The organism is Kribbella monticola (assembly GCF_003261635.1).
Lineage (GTDB): Bacteria > Actinomycetota > Actinomycetes > Propionibacteriales > Kribbellaceae > Kribbella > Kribbella monticola.
Window position 1 is genome coordinate 59633 of record NZ_QFXK01000004.1, and the last position, 16565, is coordinate 76197.

Here is a 16565-nt window from a genome sequence, read left to right on the forward strand (position 1 = left end):
AACTGGCGGCGAAGGGGGCGGCCTGCCCGGAGGAGGGCCGGGCAGGCCACCTTCATCACGGCGTCATCTGGTCCGAGCCGGCGTCGTACCGGCGTTGCAGGAGCGGGAAGACACCGGTGACGGTCGGCCGGGGTTGACCGTCGATATCAGGCGAAGGTGCCGGAACCGTGTAGCTGAAGCCCGTGGTCGGCGTACCCCACCGGACGACCGCACTGGCCGCGCCGAGCCCTCGCGCCGGGGTGGTCGGCGTACCGGTCGCGACATGGAAGTCGCCCATCAGCGAGGGCGGCAGCAGTTGCGCCACGATCGCCGCCTGCCGGAAGGCGGGGTAGGACCGGACCGCGAGCACGTTCACGGTCACCTCGTACGGCGAGACGAACCGCGGGTCGGCCGTGGAGTTCGACGGATCCGGGGCGGATCCCGTCTCGTCCTGCAGCACCGAGTGGGTGGGTGTCAACAGCGCGCCGGGTACATCGGCGACACCCATGTCCCAGTTGTTCACGGAGTTGGCCGTGCCATCGGGTAGCTGACCGCCGATGCCGTAGACCCAGCCGCCGCTGAAGGAGCCGGCCCGGTTGTCCCAGAAGACGTCGTTGAGCAACGTCGGCTTGCTGTACGTCGTGTTACCGAGCGCCTGGGAGCCGGGGAACAACGTCGTGTTCCGCAGCCTTGCCTGCAACGGATCGCTGTTCGCCGCGGTGGACAGGCCGGCCGGAGCCGGGTCACCGTTGCTCGTCACAGCGGTCGCGGTGGTCAGATTCTTCGTCACGGTGTTGTTGACGACGTTGACGAACGGCGCGTCGTCCATCGCCAGTCCGCCACCTTCGTGCGCGGAGACGTTGTCGGCGATGGTGTTGTCGGTGATGTCGATCGGCTGCGGGTCGTTCCGGGTGATGTGCGAGCCGCCGACCTGCAGCAGCCGGATCCCGCCGCCGTCGTCGTTGGCCAAGTTGGTCTGGATCGTGTTCCGGTCGATCTTGACCGGGCCGCTGCCGGGTGACAGCGCCGTCGGCGTGGCCGGGAGTTCACCGGCGACCATGATGCCGCCGCCCTCGTCGTAGGAGGAGTTGAACCAGATCCGGTTGGCAGTGATGCTTCCACCGTTGCTGCCGCCGGCATTCGCCATGTAGCCGAAGGCGGAGATGCCGCCGCCGTACTCCGCGGAGAAGTTGCCGCAGATCGCGTTGGCGTCGATCTGGTATCCGTCGCTGCCGGTGAACAGCCCGATTCCGCCGGCCAGGTTGGTCCCACCGTTGTCGCGGATCTGGTTCCGGGCGATCACCGGGTCGTAGTTCCGGTTGTCGCCGACGTACGGCGTACCGATCCGGATGCCGCCGCCGTACGAGCCCCCGTTGCCGACGATCACGTTGTCGGTCACCCGCAGGTTGCGGACATTCGCGTGGGCATAGACGCCGCCGCCCTGGGTCACCAGCGCACCTGCCGCGCCGTACGGCGTCTTGATGCCGCCGGTGAGCACGTTGACGTTGCCGGGGATGTCGGCCTGAGCACCACCGGTGATCGTGAAGCCGTCGAGCGTGACCGGCCAGCTGGCCGGAGTGACACCTGCCAGTGCCGGATCGTCGAGGGCTGTGACGACGGCGGAGTCGGGAACCGCAGGGTCACCGGAGTACGTCAGGCCGCTGATCCGGGTGACCCAGTCGATCCCGTTCTGGTTGTCCAGGTTGAAGCCCGAGCCGTCCAGGATCGAGCCCGGGATCCAGGTCTTCGCCGCGTCGAAGCCGCCGGGGCCGACGCCCTGGATCTTCACCTGGTGATGGACGATGACGTTCTCGTTGTAGTCACCGCGTGGGTTGGCGGCGGTCTGGGTGTTCGGCCAGACCACGACCAGGTGGTACGGCTTGGCCGGCACGATGATCTGACCGGCGTTGTTGCGCACGGCCCTGGACGGCCGGGCGGCCTCCAGCCCTGCTTGCACGGTCTTGTAGGTCTTGGTCGGGCCGACCTCCGTCAGCTGCGGGTTGTTCGGATCGGTACCGGGGATCGACGCATTCGTTGCCGACAGCACCTGGATGGTGATGCCGTTGACGCTGTGCTGCCCGTTGTGGCCGGTGATCGCCAGTTCTGCCGCACCGAACGCGAACAGGTTCGGCACCGTGAAGGTGATGCTCTTGTCGGTCCAGCTGGTCACCGTCATCGCGGTGCCGTTCAGCGTGATCCGATCGGGACCTCCGGCATCACCGAAGCCCAGGCCGCTGACCGTGATCGAACGGTTCGGATCACCACGCCGGATGTACGGACGGCTGACCGCCAGGATTTGCGGCGTACTGGCACCCAGGTCGCAGAAGGTCGGGTTGACCGTCGTCGTGTCCGGTGCGAGCACGGTCGACGCAACCTGGGTCGGCGCCTCGTCCGTCACGGTGTAGAGGCCCGGCCAACCCTGGAAGTTGGTCGCGATCGTGCGGAACCGTGGGTTGTAGTCGGAATTGAGAGCTCCTGGCTGACCCGGATCGTTGCCGACGAAGCGGTACATGTTCGGGCAGGGCCCGGCCGGCACCGGACAGTTGTAGGTCCCGGTCGACGGCTCCAGCCCCTCGTACATGCCGTTGAAGTCGGTGTGGACGGTGTCCATCAGCCGACCGGACCAGTCGTACAGCCCGACCGGGACGAAGGGCAGCCCCTGCGCCTCGCCGTAGTTGACGCTGCGCTTGTCCAGCGTGAGCCCGAGGTCGTTCAGCGTGAGACCCCAGAAGTGCGTCGGGATCGGCACGTCGGTGAACAGGCTGAAGTTGGGCGCGGTCGCCTGGTTGGCGCGCAGCCCCACCAGCTTGTCGACGCACGAGGGCCGCTCGTAGCCCTGGTACGGGCTGCCGCCACCGGCGTTGAAGTTCGCGTTGGTGACATCGACGGTGTGCAACGGACCGGCACACGGCGAGATGATGCCTGCCTGCTGCGACGGCGGTTGGGCCGGCGGAGTCGGCGTGGCGTCAGGTGGTCCGGCAGGGTCGTTCGCCGCGGCCGGAGTGGCCGGCGGGTAGTTCTCCTGCGGCAGGTAGGTGTCGCCGTCGAAGACGTTGACATCTTCTTCCTTCGTGGCCTGGTACATCGGCTTGCCGTCGACCGGGTCGTTCGGAATGTCGACCGACACGATGTAGTCGCGAGCAGGCAGATCCTGCTCGGTCCCAGCCGGCAACGGCGCGTACATCGCCAGCCCGTCCGGGTTGTGCACCGTGTCCGTGGGCGGGTAGAGGTTGATCTTCGAGGTTGCGAACCCGTAGTTGCCGTTGACCGTCTGGCTGCCGCCGGCGCTGTCGCTGGCTCCCACCGCGAGCCCCATCATCGGCGCCTCGACGCACATCGCGTTCGCAGCCGGCCCGAAGGCGGGCAACGCCTGCTGGTCGGTGAGCGGCGTGTTGTTGTACTGACGTGCGGTGCACCCTCGTGGCGGCTGCCACTTCTCCGAGGTGTAGGAGTCCTGCACCTCCGGTCCCTTGACGAACGCCCCGTACTGCGGGTTGTCAGTCATGCCGCCGTTGCCGTCCGGGATCTGTTTCGGCTCGGTCTGGTACCCCTGCCGGCAGAGCTCGGCCGGCGTGGCGTCGGTGCAGGCCAGCGGCACGTAGAGCTTCACCGGTACGTCGGGGATGCCGGGCTGGTACGGCTCGGTCGCCGCCATCGCCGGGTCGAGCTCGTTGCGGGTGGTGTCGTAGGTGACCGTACCGACGATGCCGCCGTTCGTACCGGGGTCGTAGGGCTGCACACCCCAGTCGATCTGGCCGCTGAGGCCGATGATCGGCAGGAAGTCGAGGTCGACCAGGCTGCCCAGCTGGGTCGTCGCCTTGGTCTCGTTGGCGCCCTTGTAGGTGATGCCGGTGGTCTTGTAACGGGTGTTGAAGGCTTCCAGCACCAGCCACTTGCCGAGCGGATAGGTTTCCCTGATGTCGTAGTTGCCGTTGACATCGGTTGTGGCCGTGTTCGTGTACTGGTCCATCAGTGAGTTGTCGCGTTCGCGGACGGTCAGTGCGAAGCTGGGCACGGCCCGCTCGCCGGTGTCCTGCTTACCGTTGCCGTTGGCATCGATGAAGACCTTGCCGTGCAGGTGGCTGAACCAGCCGACCAGCATCTCGTTGCCGACATCGGTCACGTCGCCGTTGTGCACCTCGACGTTGAAGCTCCATAGGATGTAGTCCTGGTCGTCGTCCCACAAGGTCAGCTGATAGGTGCCGTCCGGGACGTTCTTGATGTCGAAGCTGCCGTCCGCCGCGCCTCGTCCGACGAACACGGCCGCATCGCCGGCGTCGAGATCGGACAGGGCGACCCACGGATTGGCGATCGGGCCGTCGGACTTGGCGCCGGCGAAACCTGTCTCCGGTACGACCTGGCCGTTCTGACCGCCGATGTAGGGCAGGCCGGCGATCACGACGCCCTTGATCTCACCCGTCGGCAGGGGGGCGGGCCGCGGCGGGAGTCCCCGGGTCCGGACGAAGCCGAACTGGACCGACGGCACCAGTTCGGCGCCACGCGTCTGCTCGGTGTCGTAGCCGGTCTCGCCTTCCTGCTGCCAGATGTCGTGGTCGTGGCCGCCTTCGAGGGTGGTGGTCTGCACCCACTGGTAGGTCTGGCCGGGGGCCGGCGCCGGTGGCGTGACCGTCGCGGCGTACCGGTTCGGGCCCATGTTCGGGATGACGATCTGGCCGGTCGAGTTGCTGGTGCACTTACCGGTCGAGCGGGCCGTGTCGACGATCGGCTTGTTGTTCGCGTCGAACAGCATCGGCCCGGTGCCATTGGCGTTCTGGTGCCGGTAGACCGTGCAGAGCGCGTTGCCGTAGTAGTCCGTGCTGACCAGACCGAGCACATCGGTGAGGCTGGCACTGAATCCCGCCAGCCCTTGCTCAGCGTCCATCTCGTAGGTTCCGTCGACCGGAAGATTGTCGTTGAAGACCTGGATCCGCAGCGTGGTGAGCGGCAGCGGGGTCGGGTTCATCCGGACCACCGTGTGGGTGGTCGCACCGGAGGTGACGGTGAAGTGCTGGCCGTCGATCTTGAAGCCGTCGGCGGTCACCGAGATCAGGTACTTGCCGGCCGGCAGGTTGTCCAGCGCCTTGGTGTCGTTCAGATCCGCCTCGGTGCCCTGGGCAACGATCGGCGCGAAGCCAGAGGTGTTCCGGGTGGACGGCCAGGGACAGGTGTCGGCGTAGTCCGGATCGCTGGACCCGCCGGGCGCGGTGCTCGGCAGACAGCGGTCGGTGAGCTGGTTGGCCGCCGTACCGGGATCGCCCGTGTCATCGACGTTGATCAGCCATTTGTACTGCGTGACCGGATCGTTCTCGTGAACGAAGCCCGGTCCTGAGTTCACCGACCGCGCGCTGGCCACATGCAGCGTGAGACTGCCCGGACCAGCCGCGGCGGCGGGTCTCGCGGTACCGGCCAGCTGTGCTGCCGACAGGACTGCCGCCAGCAGGCTGACGACGACCAGCGCCCGCAGCGAACGCCCTCTGGATGTCAAGTGATGAGTCACGACCCCTCCCCCTCTTACCCCGACTCGCGTGCGTCACCCCACGCGACGGTTGTCGACCGCAACACTGCGGCTGGCAAGAGGGTCAGAGGACCTTCATGAAGGCACTGTCATTTATCTGTCATCCAGCGCCCGGCCAGCGGGCGCCGATGCGGCTGTACGCAGGTCGCCGGCTGGCGGGCTCGGCAGACACTGGATTCGCGAACCGGCGCCGCACGCCTTGCCGGACCATCCGCACCACAGGGGAGCCATGGCGGATTTGCGGTCCGCAGCTACTGTGACCGCTGAGCCCAGTCGCTCCAGCTGGCCTTCGCGCCGGAATCGCCGATTCTGATGATGTCGTAGACAGCCGCACCGGAGACGATGATCGCGACCAGGCCCACGGCAGCGGTCACGCGGCCCGAGGTGGGAGCCAGATACGTGCGCTTCGTTGGTGTATTGCCGTTGGCTTCTCTTTGCCGCCACCAGACGATCAGCGCCAGGGCAGCAACTGCGATCGCGGCGTAGATCGCGGTGTCGCCGAGCTCAGCGTGGCGATGGATCAGTGCGTTGGGCGCGAGGCGATGCTCGAGCCACTCCCCCGCGCTGGTCGTGATCGGGACCAGTATTACGACCAGCACCCCCAGGAACGCGTTGGGCCCTGCCAGCCGGCGCCGCACTGCCGGCCAGAATGCGGTCAGCACCAGAAGTGCAGCCGACAAGGGCAGGAGCACGACGATCGCGTGGACCAGGAGCACATGGGCAGGGAGACCATTGACTGTCTGCATCAAATTCCTTCGACTCTTGATCCGGAGTCGCCACGCTCGCAGACGGTTCTTGGAGCTTTCTTGGAGGGCTCTTCAACCCCGCCCGTTGGCAACGTCCGGATCGGGCTCCAGCGGGGTACGAACGCATCGCTCGCTGGACGCGATCACCCGACGTCGCGAACCCGAACCCCCGCCTCTGCAAGTGATCCGTCAGCAACGACCAACCATCAGGCGCATAACCAACCTTCCACCCAAACCCAGGCATAGCGACCTTCTCCAACCCCCGCTCCCGAAGAAACTCCACCGGCCAACCATCCGTTGCCCGCAGCAACTCCCGCCGGAAGAACTGGCCAGCCTCAACATTGGCCCGCACCAACCGCTCCCGCTCTTCCTTCGAGACCTCAAACCCCGGATCAACAACCTCACCCACAGCAACCTCCACCCGCAACCATGGACGTTGCGTCGAAGATCACCGCCAAACCTCATCACCAGAACCCGGTTCTCCAGTTCACGGACCTCACTTGCCGTGCTCCACGCCGGCCAGACGGGAGGAATCGAAAGCCAAGCGCAGGGCCGCGCCTTCACTGTGACGATTCGACATCCCACACTGGGAGGGGAGGCACCCGTTTGCCTCTGCAAACAGTGCGCTCCGGCCATCAAGTTGAGACTGTTGGTCGGTTCATCGAGGAGCAGGACGTCCCCTCCCTGGAGCAGCTGGGGCCGCCAGAACAAGTGGGATGACCTGGATCTGCTTGCGCGGTGCCTAATCGGTCTTCCCGCACCACCTCGCGGGCCTCTCAGTGTTCGCTGCTGAAGAACCGTAGCAACAGTGGGCCGATGGTCTGTGGGTCGACGACGTGATCCGGCCCGTCGAGGGTCTCCCGTTGAGCGTGGGGTAGTAGGTCTGCAAGCTGGTCGGCTGCGCGGTCGAAAAAGTCCGAGGGCAGGCCTGCCATGTAGGGGACCGTGATCGGTCCTCCGGTGGTGACCAGGACCGGTTGGGTGACCGTTGCCAGTCGATCGGTCGGCAATTGGTAGCGGTTGTGGAAGACGCTGTCGTGGACCAGCGTGGGCGCGAGGGCGACCGAATCCGCCCAATGCGACGTCTGCTTGCCTGCCGCTTTCCTGGCCGCGATGTTGTCGTCGGAAGCGCCGGACAGGCGCATGAACAGTTCGAGAACCTCCTCGTCTCGCCCGGCGTCGAAGGCGCGTCGGGTGTCCGCGATGTACTCCTCGAATCGCGCGCGTATGTCGTCCCCGACCGCGTAGGGCACCTCCCACACGGCGATCGTGTCGATGGCTGACCCGGCCGCGGCGGCTTCCAGCGCCAGCGCGCCACCAGAGGACGCCCCGAACAGGTGTGCCGAGCCACCCGCCTCCGCGATCAACGCATCCAGGTCCTCGATCTCTCTTTCCACGGCGTAGGGCTCGGTGAAGCCGCTCGCGCCGCGTCCCCGACGGGCATAGTTGTAGACCGTGAAGTGCTCGACGAGAGCAGGTACCAAGGCAGCGTTCTCCGCTCCGTCGTCCAGCGCGCCGCCTACCAGGACGACAGCCGGGCCACTTCCCTTCCGGTCGTAGGCGATCGTGGTGCCATCGTTTGATGTCACGCGAAAGTCCATCTCGTTCATCTCACATCTCCGTTCGAGAGGTTTGTCTCAGCGCCTGAGCAGCGTGCCGATGACGGCCTCGGTGCGCGACCACCGCGCCCTTGCGATCACGGCCGCCACGACGAGACAGGCGAGCGGCAGCCAAGGGCTCTGCTCGAGCACGAACAGATCGGTGATGACAGCACCGGTCAGCAATGCCGCCAACCCGAGACTGGCCAGGCCCGCCAGAGCCGGGATCAGGAGTCCAACCCCTCCCGCGACCTCCAGCGCTCCGACCAGGTACCGGAGCCACTGGCCAGCCCCGATGTCGGCGAACATGTCCACCATGACCGGATCGCCGGCGAGCTTCGAGATTCCGCCGCCGGCGATGATCGCCGCCAGCACGACTTGCAGAATCCAGACCCCGATGCTGCTCGCCCGCCCGGGCGTGTGCGCAACGGTTTCCGAGTTGTTCTTGGGGATGGTGCTCATTCGGCTCTCCTTGTCGTGTCCGGGCCTGGTACCGGTGATGGCGTTGGCCGATTGGGCCGGGTTGTCGGAGCTGATTTCGACCAAGTGCTCGCGGTAGCGGCATCTACTTCTTGTTGCGGTAGAGGACCATGGTGATGGGACCGAAGACCGCGACGAGAAGTACGGACGAGACGAGCACCCAGCCGATTTCCCCGGCGGGCACCGAGCCGTCCATCAGGCCGCGTACCACGGTCGCCAGGTGGCTGATCGGGTTGACCTCGACGACCGCCTGCATCCACCTGGGCATCGTCTTCGGGTCCACGAAGATGTTGCTCACGAACGTCAGCGGGAACATCACCATCATGCTGACCCCCGCCACCGAGTTCGGCGTGCGCAGGATCAGGCTGAGCATCGTCCACAGCCACGACAGGCAGAACGAGAACACCAGCAGGAGCGCGACCGACAGCACCACGCCGACGGCGCCACCCTCCGGCCGGAACCCCAGGACCAGTCCGAGCGTGATCACGATCGCCGACCCGATCGAGTAGCGCATCACATCGCCGAGCAGGGCGCCGACCAGCGGCGACGGTCGCCACACCGGAAGTGACCTGAACCTGTCGAACACCCCCTTCTGGATGTCGGTGTTCAGCGTTATGCCGGTGTTCATGGTGATCATGACGTTCGCCTGCACCAGGATGCCCGGCAGCAGGAACTGCAGGTACTCCTGAGTCGACCCGGCGAGCGCGCCACCGAACAGGTAGGTGAACATCAGCGTGAACATGATCGGGAACATGGTCACGTCGACGAGCTGCTCGGGCACGTGTTTGATCTTCAGCAAAGCGCGCCAGCCGAACGTCAGCGAGGTGAGCACCGGGCCGGGGCGCGACGGCCGCTCGCCGGCCAACAGCACACTGCGCAGCGCGTCCTCGGTGACCGGCGCCGACGCCTGTTCCGCGGTCGTGGCATTCATGCGGCATCCTCCTCGGCGGCGTGTCCGGTCAGGGTGAGGAACACCTCGTCCAGGCTCGGCTGACCGAGCGCGAACTCGGTGACGTCGATGCCGCTGCGGGACAGCTCGGCCAGGGCGCGGGCGACCCGCTCGGGGTCGGAGATCCGCGCGGACAGCGCGGCCGGGTCAGCGGACGGCTCGGCCGGCACCTCGAGGACGCCGGCGAGGACCCGCTCTGCCTCGGCCCGCTGCTCGGGCGCACGTAGCCGTACGTGCAGCGAGCCGGCACCGACCGATGCCTTGAGCTCGCCACTCGAGCCCTCGGCGATCACCTTCCCGTGGTCGATCACCGCGATCCGGTCGGCCAGCTGGTCGGCCTCGTCGAGGTACTGCGTGGTCAGCAACACGGTGGCGCCCTCGGCGACCATGCCCCTGACGATCTCCCAGACCTGGTTCCTGCTGCGCGGGTCGAGCCCGGTCGTGGGCTCGTCGAGGAAGATCAGTTCGGGGGTGACGACCAGGCTCGCCGCGATGTCGATGCGCCTGCGCATCCCGCCGGAGTACTTCTTCACCTGCCGGTCGGCCGCCTCGGCAAGACCGAACGCGTCGAGCAGGTCGGCCGCCCGCTCCCTGCCTCGGCGGCGTGAGTAGCCGAGCAACCTGGCGAGCAGCAACAGGTTCTCCACCCCGGTGAGGTCCTCGTCGACCGACGCGAACTGCCCGGTCAGGCCCACCCTGCTCTGCACCGCCCGGGCGTCACGCACGACGTCGTAGCCGAGCACTTGCGCCTCTCCGGCATCGGGGCGCAGGAGCGTGGCCAGCATGCGAATCGTGGTGGTCTTGCCCGCCCCGTTCGGACCGAGCACGCCGTACACGCCCCCGGCGCTCACGGCCAGGTCCACACCGGCGACCGCGTGGGTCGTGCCGAAGCTCTTCTTCAACCCGCTCGTCTCGATCGCGAGCTTTCCCATGGGTTCGAGTCCTTCTCTCGGTGTCGCGAACGGATTGAGTTCGCTAGTCAAATTTGATTACTTGACCAGAGTGCATGAGGAGGAAGGACTAGTCAAGTTTGTCTAGAAGCGCATCTTGAGGGGATCGGGGACCGTTCGCCACGAACCCGGATCATCGGCCATGGTGTAGGCGCCCTCAGACAGTCGTTTGCTCAAGCTCTTCGCCCACTCCAGTTCGGTGCGTGCGTGTCCCGCCCACAGTTCGGCCTGATCGCGGACGTGTTCGGGAATGTCGGGGTTCGGGTTCTCCCGCCACTTGGCCTGCTCTACGAGCTCCGCTTCCAGGCGCACGACCCGCTCGTTAACGTGCGCGATGGCATCCGCCCTGGTCAGCATGGGCAACATGGCGATGGCCGCGTTGAGCATGTCCGGGTCGTGGGTGCGCCGCAGACCGACGCGGACCAGTTCGACTATCTCGTCACGTCCCCGAGCTGTCACGCGGTACAGAACGCGCTCCGGCCCGAAGTTGCCCGGCTCGGCGTGTTCGGTGAGGAGGTCATCAGCCGCCGCCTTCTTCAGCGCGTGATAAATCGAGCCGGGCTTGATCTTGGCCCAAATCTCCGCACGCCAGCTCTGCAGTTCGGACCGCACCTGGTATCCATGCGCGCCGCCGGAGAGGTGCACGATACCGAGCACCAGGAGCTTCGTCGCCGACATGCGCCCCCTCCGCTCAATCTGCTCGGACTCGCTCCGCTTGCGCGCCCGCCAGGGTGGTGTCAACTCCCACCAATACTAGGTGCCCTCCTGGTCCGGGTGGTGTCAGCACTGACCTACAAACGGTGCTGGTGGAGACCTCCAAAGCCACGCCCCTGCTCGACGGCAGCTCAACCGATGCGATCCCCAGAAGTTCAGTCAGAGCGTGGGCAGCCGAGCCTCAGCAAAAATACCCAACGCCGAGGATTCACTCTCCTCTACACCCGCGCCGTCCTCGTATAGCACCCTGATTGCCCTGGCCCAACGGTGCACGGCCCGCTGGTTGGACGCACATCTGAGGCCGTTTGCCAATCTGGTCGAGGCAGCCGACTGGCTCCAAACGCAGGCGGACACCAAGACCGACGAGCGGATCGACGCTTGAGGCCGCAGCTCGCCAGAACGCATTGAGTGAAGCGTGAGACCGCTCTGGATCGCCCGGTAACTGCAGATCCGTGACCCTCGCCAGAGTGGGCGCTGGTCCTCGATCAGCCCGTGGGCCTGGTTAGCCCTCGCGGCACCTCAATCCGCGCGAGAGAGGATCAGCGATGAGAACCAGTGCGCATCCACAGCGCGGATTCCCTTGCGGAAAACGGCTTTGAGGCATGAGAGATAACCAGCGAGCCCTTCAACTGAAAATCACCAGTTTCATGGTTCGACGGTCACGGCGAGGTCCGGCCTGTCGATCGGAGTAAGCGTCATCGATCGACTCAGTCACTCGCAGTTGCGAGGGCAGAAGTCTTGAGGCCCCAAACGTCGAGCTCGGTCTGTGTTTGCGGGCCGAGGAGGCGACGGTGGCGTTCGCCAAGGATAAGTGGACGAAGGGTGTCACGCAGTCCGATGGGAAGGTGACGCGCGAGCGAGACGAGAAGCGGTGGGGGCGGGGGAAGCGGTGGCTGGCGGTTTGGACTGACCCGCAAGGAAAGGAGAGGTCCCGGACTATCGATCCTGCGAGCGAGATTCAGTACGAGTCGAAGTGGCGGCTGCATGTGGCGCCGGTGTTCGGGCGGCGTCCGGTCAAGAGCATCCTGCCGTCGGAGGTCGCTGTTTGGCTGACAGATCTCATGGGCGCCTGGACCGTCGACGGCCAGAAGCGCGTTCTTGGTGCTCAACGGGTGTCTCGAACTCGCGGTCGCCGACGAGCTGATCAAACGCAATCCGGGGCAGTCGAAGATCGTCAAGAAGCCGAGTAGACGGTTCTCGAACGTCGTTGCTTGGTCGGACGAGACCGTGGAACGCATCGTCGAGGCACACACCCTGGGCGGTTCCGGCTACTTCCGACGATCGGATCAGCGGCCGGCCTGCGTCAGGGTGAGATGTTCGGGCTCTCGATCGACGACTTCGACTCGTCTTCGCGCTCCCTAAGAATGACAAGGGCCAGCTGAAGATCAGTTCATGCTCCCGGAACTCCTTCCCAAGCCTCTTCACCTGGTGAGCGATTCGGAGCGACCACCGTCTCGCCGCACGGGTGCCATCGGCACGAAGCGCTCCCAGACGGCCGACACCTTACGGCGCGTCTGTATGACTAGCTGGTGTGGAAGCCTGCGCTTGCGGCGGCCGGCGTGATCCCGCCGCCCTACAAGGACAGCCGTGGTGGCCGACGCTACAAAACCGATCGTACGACCGGGCTGCATGCGTTACGCCACTACTTTGCCGGCATCACTCTGGCGGACGGGGTCAACATCAAAGAGCTCTCCGAGTACCTCGGGCATCAAGACCCAGGCCCAGGCCTGCTCTAGCTGGGATCCAGGAATGGCGGAAGCCCGTGCAATCAAGGCTATTTCAGTTCCGCCGACGTCTTCCCCAACAATCGCCGCGCCACGATGAGCTGTTGGATTTGTTGGGTGCCTTCGAAGATGTCGAGGATTTTGGAGTCTCGGGCCCATTTTTCGAGGAGGTGGTGTTCGCTGTAGCCGAGGCTGCCGGTGAGTTCTACGCAGCGGAGGGTGATGTCGTTGCCGACGCGGCCGGCTTTGGCCTTGGCCATCGAGGCCTGCAGGGAATTGGGCTGGGAGTTGTCGGCCAGCCAGGCGGCCTGCAGGGTCAGCAGGTACGCCGCCTCCCAGTCCGCCTCCATCTGCAGGTAGGAGGCGGCCGCCGCGCTTTGCAGGTGGACCGGCCGGTCGTAGTCGATCTCGACACCCGCGTCGGCGAGCAGCTCGCGGGTGAGCTCCAGGGAGGCCCGGGCGCAGCCGACCGCCATCGCGGCGACCAACGGCCGGGTGTTGTCGAAGGTCTGCATCACGCCCGCAAACCCTTTGTCGGCGTCGATCTGAGCCGAACCGAGCAGATTCTCGGCGGGCACCCGGCAGTTCTCGAAGCGGATCGTCGCGGTGTCCGACGAACGGATCCCGAGCTTGTGTTCGAGCCGCTCGACGGTCATCCCCGGCGTGTCCTTGAAGACCACGAACGACTTGATCGCGGCCCGGCCGAGAGACTTGTCCAGCGTCGCCCAGACCACCACAGCGTCGCAGCGACCGCCGGCCGTGACGAAGATCTTCTCGCCGTCGATCACGTAGTGGTCGCCGTCCAGCCGAGCCGTGGTCTGGATGCCCGCCGAATCCGAACCGCAGCCCGGTTCGGTGATCGCCATCCCGGCCCATACGCCCTCGAACCTCTTCAGCTGTTCGTCGGACGCCACCGAGGCGATCGCCGAGTTGCCCAGCCCCTGCCGCGGCATCGACAACAGCAGCCCGACATCACCCCAGCACATCTCCATGATCGACAGCACCGACGACAAGTTGGACCCGTTCTTCACCTTGCCGTCGTCATCAGTGCCCTCAGTACGCCGTACGCCGCTCGCTCCGGCGCCCGAGCCGGTCCCGGACGCGCCGAGCCCGTCGACCATCGCCGCGAGCATGTCGAGCTCTTTCGGATAGGCGTGTTCGGCCAGGTCGTACTGCCGGGAGTTCGGCCGCAACATCTCCGCCGCGACCTGGTGGGCCTGGTTCACGAACGCGCGGAACTTCCGCGGTGTCTCGAGGTTGATCATCAGACCAGCACCGCACCTTCCATCACGCCGACGGCCCGCAGATCGCGGTACCACCGCTCCACCGGATGTTCCTTGACGAAGCCGTGCCCACCGAGCAGCTGTACACCGTCGGTGCCGATCTGCATGCCTTTCTCCGTGCACAGCCGACGAGCCAGCGCCACTTCGCGCGCGAACGGAAGCCCTTGTTCAGCACGCGATCCGGCCCGGTACGTCACGAGCCGCATGCCCTCGAGTTCGATCCCGATGTTCGCGACCATGAACGCGACCGACTGCCGGTGGCTGATCGGCTCACCGAAGGCGGTCCGCTCGTTCACGTACGGCGTGACGTAGTCGAGCACCGCCTTCGCAGTACCGAGGGAGAGCGCGCACCAGCCGAGTCGGGACAGGCGAACGCAGTCGGCGTAGTCGTCGAGGGTGCCGAGTTGCACGGCGGGGACGTCCTGCAAGATCACCCGGCTGAGCGAAGCTGCCCGCAGTCCCATCGACGGCTCAGCCTCGATCGTCACGCCTGCGTGGCCTGACTCGATCAGGAACAACGCCGGTCCCTGGTCCTCCAACTGTGCCGCGATGACGAAGACCTCGGCCTCGGCGCCTCGCGGCACCAAGGACTTCACTCCGTTGAGCAGATAGCCGGTTCGTTGCCTCGTCGCGCGAGTCTTCAGTGTGAACGGGTCGAAGAGTGGACGGGGCTCGACGACCGCGAGCGCCGCGGGTGGCACAGACTCACCGGTGAAGGCCGGCAGGTACGTCGCCTGCTGGTCCGAGTCGCCCCACAACGAAATCGCCGTACTGACCGCGGCCGGTGCCAGACATGCGACGGCTTGGCCCATGTCGCCGTGGGCCATCGCCTCGGCGACCAGGACGCCGGTCATCGTAGAGCGCTCTCTGACGATCCCGCCGAGTTCTTCAGGGACCTCGATCAAGCTCAGCCCCAGCTCCGAACTCTGCTGGAGCACCTTGGCATCCGTGGTACCGGCGGTATCGGCGGCGGACGCGGCAGGACGCAGTACTTCGGCGGCGAACTCGGTCACCACCCCGACGACCATCTGCTGATCCTCGGTCGGAGTCAGATCGAACCGGCCGGTGCCCTTCGCGGCCGGCAACCGGGACGGCTTGGCCAGCTTCGTCGCAGCGGTGAAGGTCCTGGTGAGCGCTCCCGCGGTGCGGAAACCGGTCTTGGTCGCCTCGAAGACCACCCGCTCGGTCTGCTTGCGCAACCCCAACCGGTCGATCGCCCGCGACTTCGCCAGCCGATTCAGCAGCGCGACGCCCATCCCGATCGGGTCCCGCTTGACCCGGCTCGACGCCGGCCCGACCGGATGCGGCGTCGCCCTGCGAGGTGAAGTGACCATGCGGTAACTGTAAACCGAAGTTACAACTCAAGTCACGCGACCCGGCTCACACCGGCGTAAGAAGATCAGGCGTCGGCAGTACGACGTACTCCGTCGCCCCGCACCCGAGCAGCGAACTCGCCGACCTTGGCGAGCGCCTGCCGGGCTTCGGGCAAGAACGACCAGAACAACTGGAAGATGTGGGTGTCGACCGGGTACAGCTCCATGGTCACCTCGACGCCGTACTCCTCGGCCCGCGCGGCCAGCAGCCGGGCGTCGTGAGCGATCGGGTCGCCGGTACCCGCCTGGATCAGCATCGGCGGCAGGCCGTGCAGATCAGCCCCGAGCGGACTGATCAGCGGGTCGTCGGCGGGATGATCACCGATGTACCAGCGGCTGACTTTCGCCAGCATCTCGCCATTGCTCTCGTCGAGAAGTGGTGACGAGCCGTCCAGCAAGCCGGCGAAGTCGAGGCCGGGACAGAGCATCACTACCCCGGCCGGAAGTGGAATGCCGAGCTCACGAAGCTGGACCATCAGCGAAAGGGCCAGTCCGCCACCGCCGGAGTCGCCGCTGACGATCAGCTCCGACGGCGGGACACCTTGATCGAGCAGCCACAGGTAGGCGTTTCGCGCATCGTCGATCGCTGCCGGGAAAGGATGCTCGGGCGCCAGCCGGTAGTCGGGCAGGAGTACGCCGGAGCCGACGCTGTCCGCCACCGCACCGGCCAAGGCGCGGTAGCCGTACGCCGAGCCGAGCACGAGCCCGCCACCATGCAGATGCAGTACGCCGGGCACCGTCTCCCCATCGCCGGACACCTGCAAGGCCGGCACCCCGCCGGCAGTGAGCGGCAGAACGGTCAACTCGTCCGGCATCACCGCCTGCGCGAGCATCCGCTCGTACGCCGCCCGCATCCGGCCCAGCTCTGCCGTTCCCTGCAGGATTTCCTCGATCAGCGGCGCCCACAGCCGATTGACCCGGCCGATCAGTTCACCGCCGACCGAGCGGGTGGCGGCAAGCGCAGCGTCCAGGTCGGCAAGCAGCACCTTCGCTCGATCCAGCAGGGCCTCGCCGGCCAGCGTGAGCTCTACGCGATGTGTCGATCGACGCAGCAGATCGCACCCGACCAGTCGCTCCAGAGCACGGATCTGGCGGCTCAGCGCGGGCTGGGACAGGTAGAGACGGCCGGCAGCCCGGCCGAAGTTGAGCTCCTCGGCCACCGCGATGAACGCGCGCAGGTGGCGCAGTTCGATCGCGTCCGGCGTCTGCCGCAGTGTCACGACGTCGGCGGTCTGACTCTCTTCGCTCATGCCG

At 66.3% G+C, this 16565-nt stretch carries 11 protein-coding genes; 1 reads left to right on the forward strand and 10 read right to left on the reverse strand.

The features are described 5' to 3' along the window. Positions 1–55: 55 nt before the first annotated feature. The 7 genes from DIZ26_RS02675 to DIZ26_RS02710 form a co-directional block, all read right to left on the reverse strand. Complete coding sequence (locus DIZ26_RS02675) at positions 56–5476, reverse strand: hypothetical protein (protein WP_112237322.1); 5421 nt, start codon at positions 5474–5476, stop codon at positions 56–58. 269 nt (positions 5477–5745) lie between these two features. Further along, the gene (locus DIZ26_RS02680; protein WP_112237324.1) at positions 5746–6240 is read right to left on the reverse strand and encodes a DUF2231 domain-containing protein; all 495 of its coding nucleotides are present in this window, start codon (positions 6238–6240) and stop codon (positions 5746–5748) included. A gap of 776 nt (positions 6241–7016) precedes the next feature. Next, the gene (locus DIZ26_RS02690) at positions 7017–7829 is read right to left on the reverse strand and encodes an alpha/beta fold hydrolase (RefSeq protein ID WP_232828101.1); all 813 of its coding nucleotides are present in this window, start codon (positions 7827–7829) and stop codon (positions 7017–7019) included. Between the two features lie 48 nt (positions 7830–7877). After that, positions 7878–8300, reverse strand: a complete 423-nt coding sequence (locus DIZ26_RS02695) for a DoxX family protein (RefSeq protein ID WP_112237328.1) — start codon at positions 8298–8300, stop codon at positions 7878–7880. Positions 8301–8403: 103 nt separating this feature from the next. Then, entirely contained in the window at positions 8404–9249 is an 846-nt protein-coding gene (locus DIZ26_RS02700; protein WP_112237330.1) for an ABC transporter permease, read from the reverse strand. Continuing rightward, positions 9246–10199 (reverse strand): ATP-binding cassette domain-containing protein, encoded by a 954-nt coding sequence (locus tag DIZ26_RS02705; RefSeq protein WP_112237332.1) that lies wholly within the window; start codon positions 10197–10199, stop codon positions 9246–9248. The genes DIZ26_RS02700 and DIZ26_RS02705 overlap by 4 nt, the downstream gene beginning before the upstream one ends. A 102-nt stretch (positions 10200–10301) precedes the next feature. After that, on the reverse strand, positions 10302–10895 hold the full coding sequence (locus DIZ26_RS02710; protein ID WP_112237334.1) for a PadR family transcriptional regulator: 594 nt from the start codon (positions 10893–10895) through the stop codon (positions 10302–10304). 827 nt (positions 10896–11722) lie between these two features. Here DIZ26_RS02710 and DIZ26_RS37315 point away from each other — a divergent pair. Beyond that, a complete protein-coding gene (locus DIZ26_RS37315; RefSeq protein ID WP_157979555.1) occupies positions 11723–12121 on the forward strand; it encodes a hypothetical protein in 399 nt (132 codons plus the stop codon). A gap of 584 nt (positions 12122–12705) precedes the next feature. Here DIZ26_RS37315 and DIZ26_RS02725 read toward each other — a convergent pair. The 3 genes from DIZ26_RS02725 to DIZ26_RS38515 form a co-directional block, all read right to left on the reverse strand. Beyond that, positions 12706–13920 carry an acyl-CoA dehydrogenase family protein gene (locus tag DIZ26_RS02725; RefSeq protein ID WP_112237338.1) on the reverse strand — a complete coding sequence of 405 codons (1215 nt, stop codon included), beginning with the start codon at positions 13918–13920 and terminating at the stop codon, positions 12706–12708. Beyond that, positions 13920–15272: an acyl-CoA dehydrogenase family protein gene (locus DIZ26_RS02730; protein ID WP_232828102.1), complete on the reverse strand. Its 1353-nt coding sequence runs from the start codon at positions 15270–15272 to the stop codon at positions 13920–13922. Before DIZ26_RS02730 ends, DIZ26_RS02725 begins: the two co-directional genes overlap by 1 nt. A 65-nt stretch (positions 15273–15337) precedes the next feature. Beyond that, positions 15338–16561, reverse strand: a complete 1224-nt coding sequence (locus DIZ26_RS38515; protein ID WP_112237581.1) for an alpha/beta hydrolase fold domain-containing protein — start codon at positions 16559–16561, stop codon at positions 15338–15340. Positions 16562–16565: the final 4 nt, after the last annotated feature.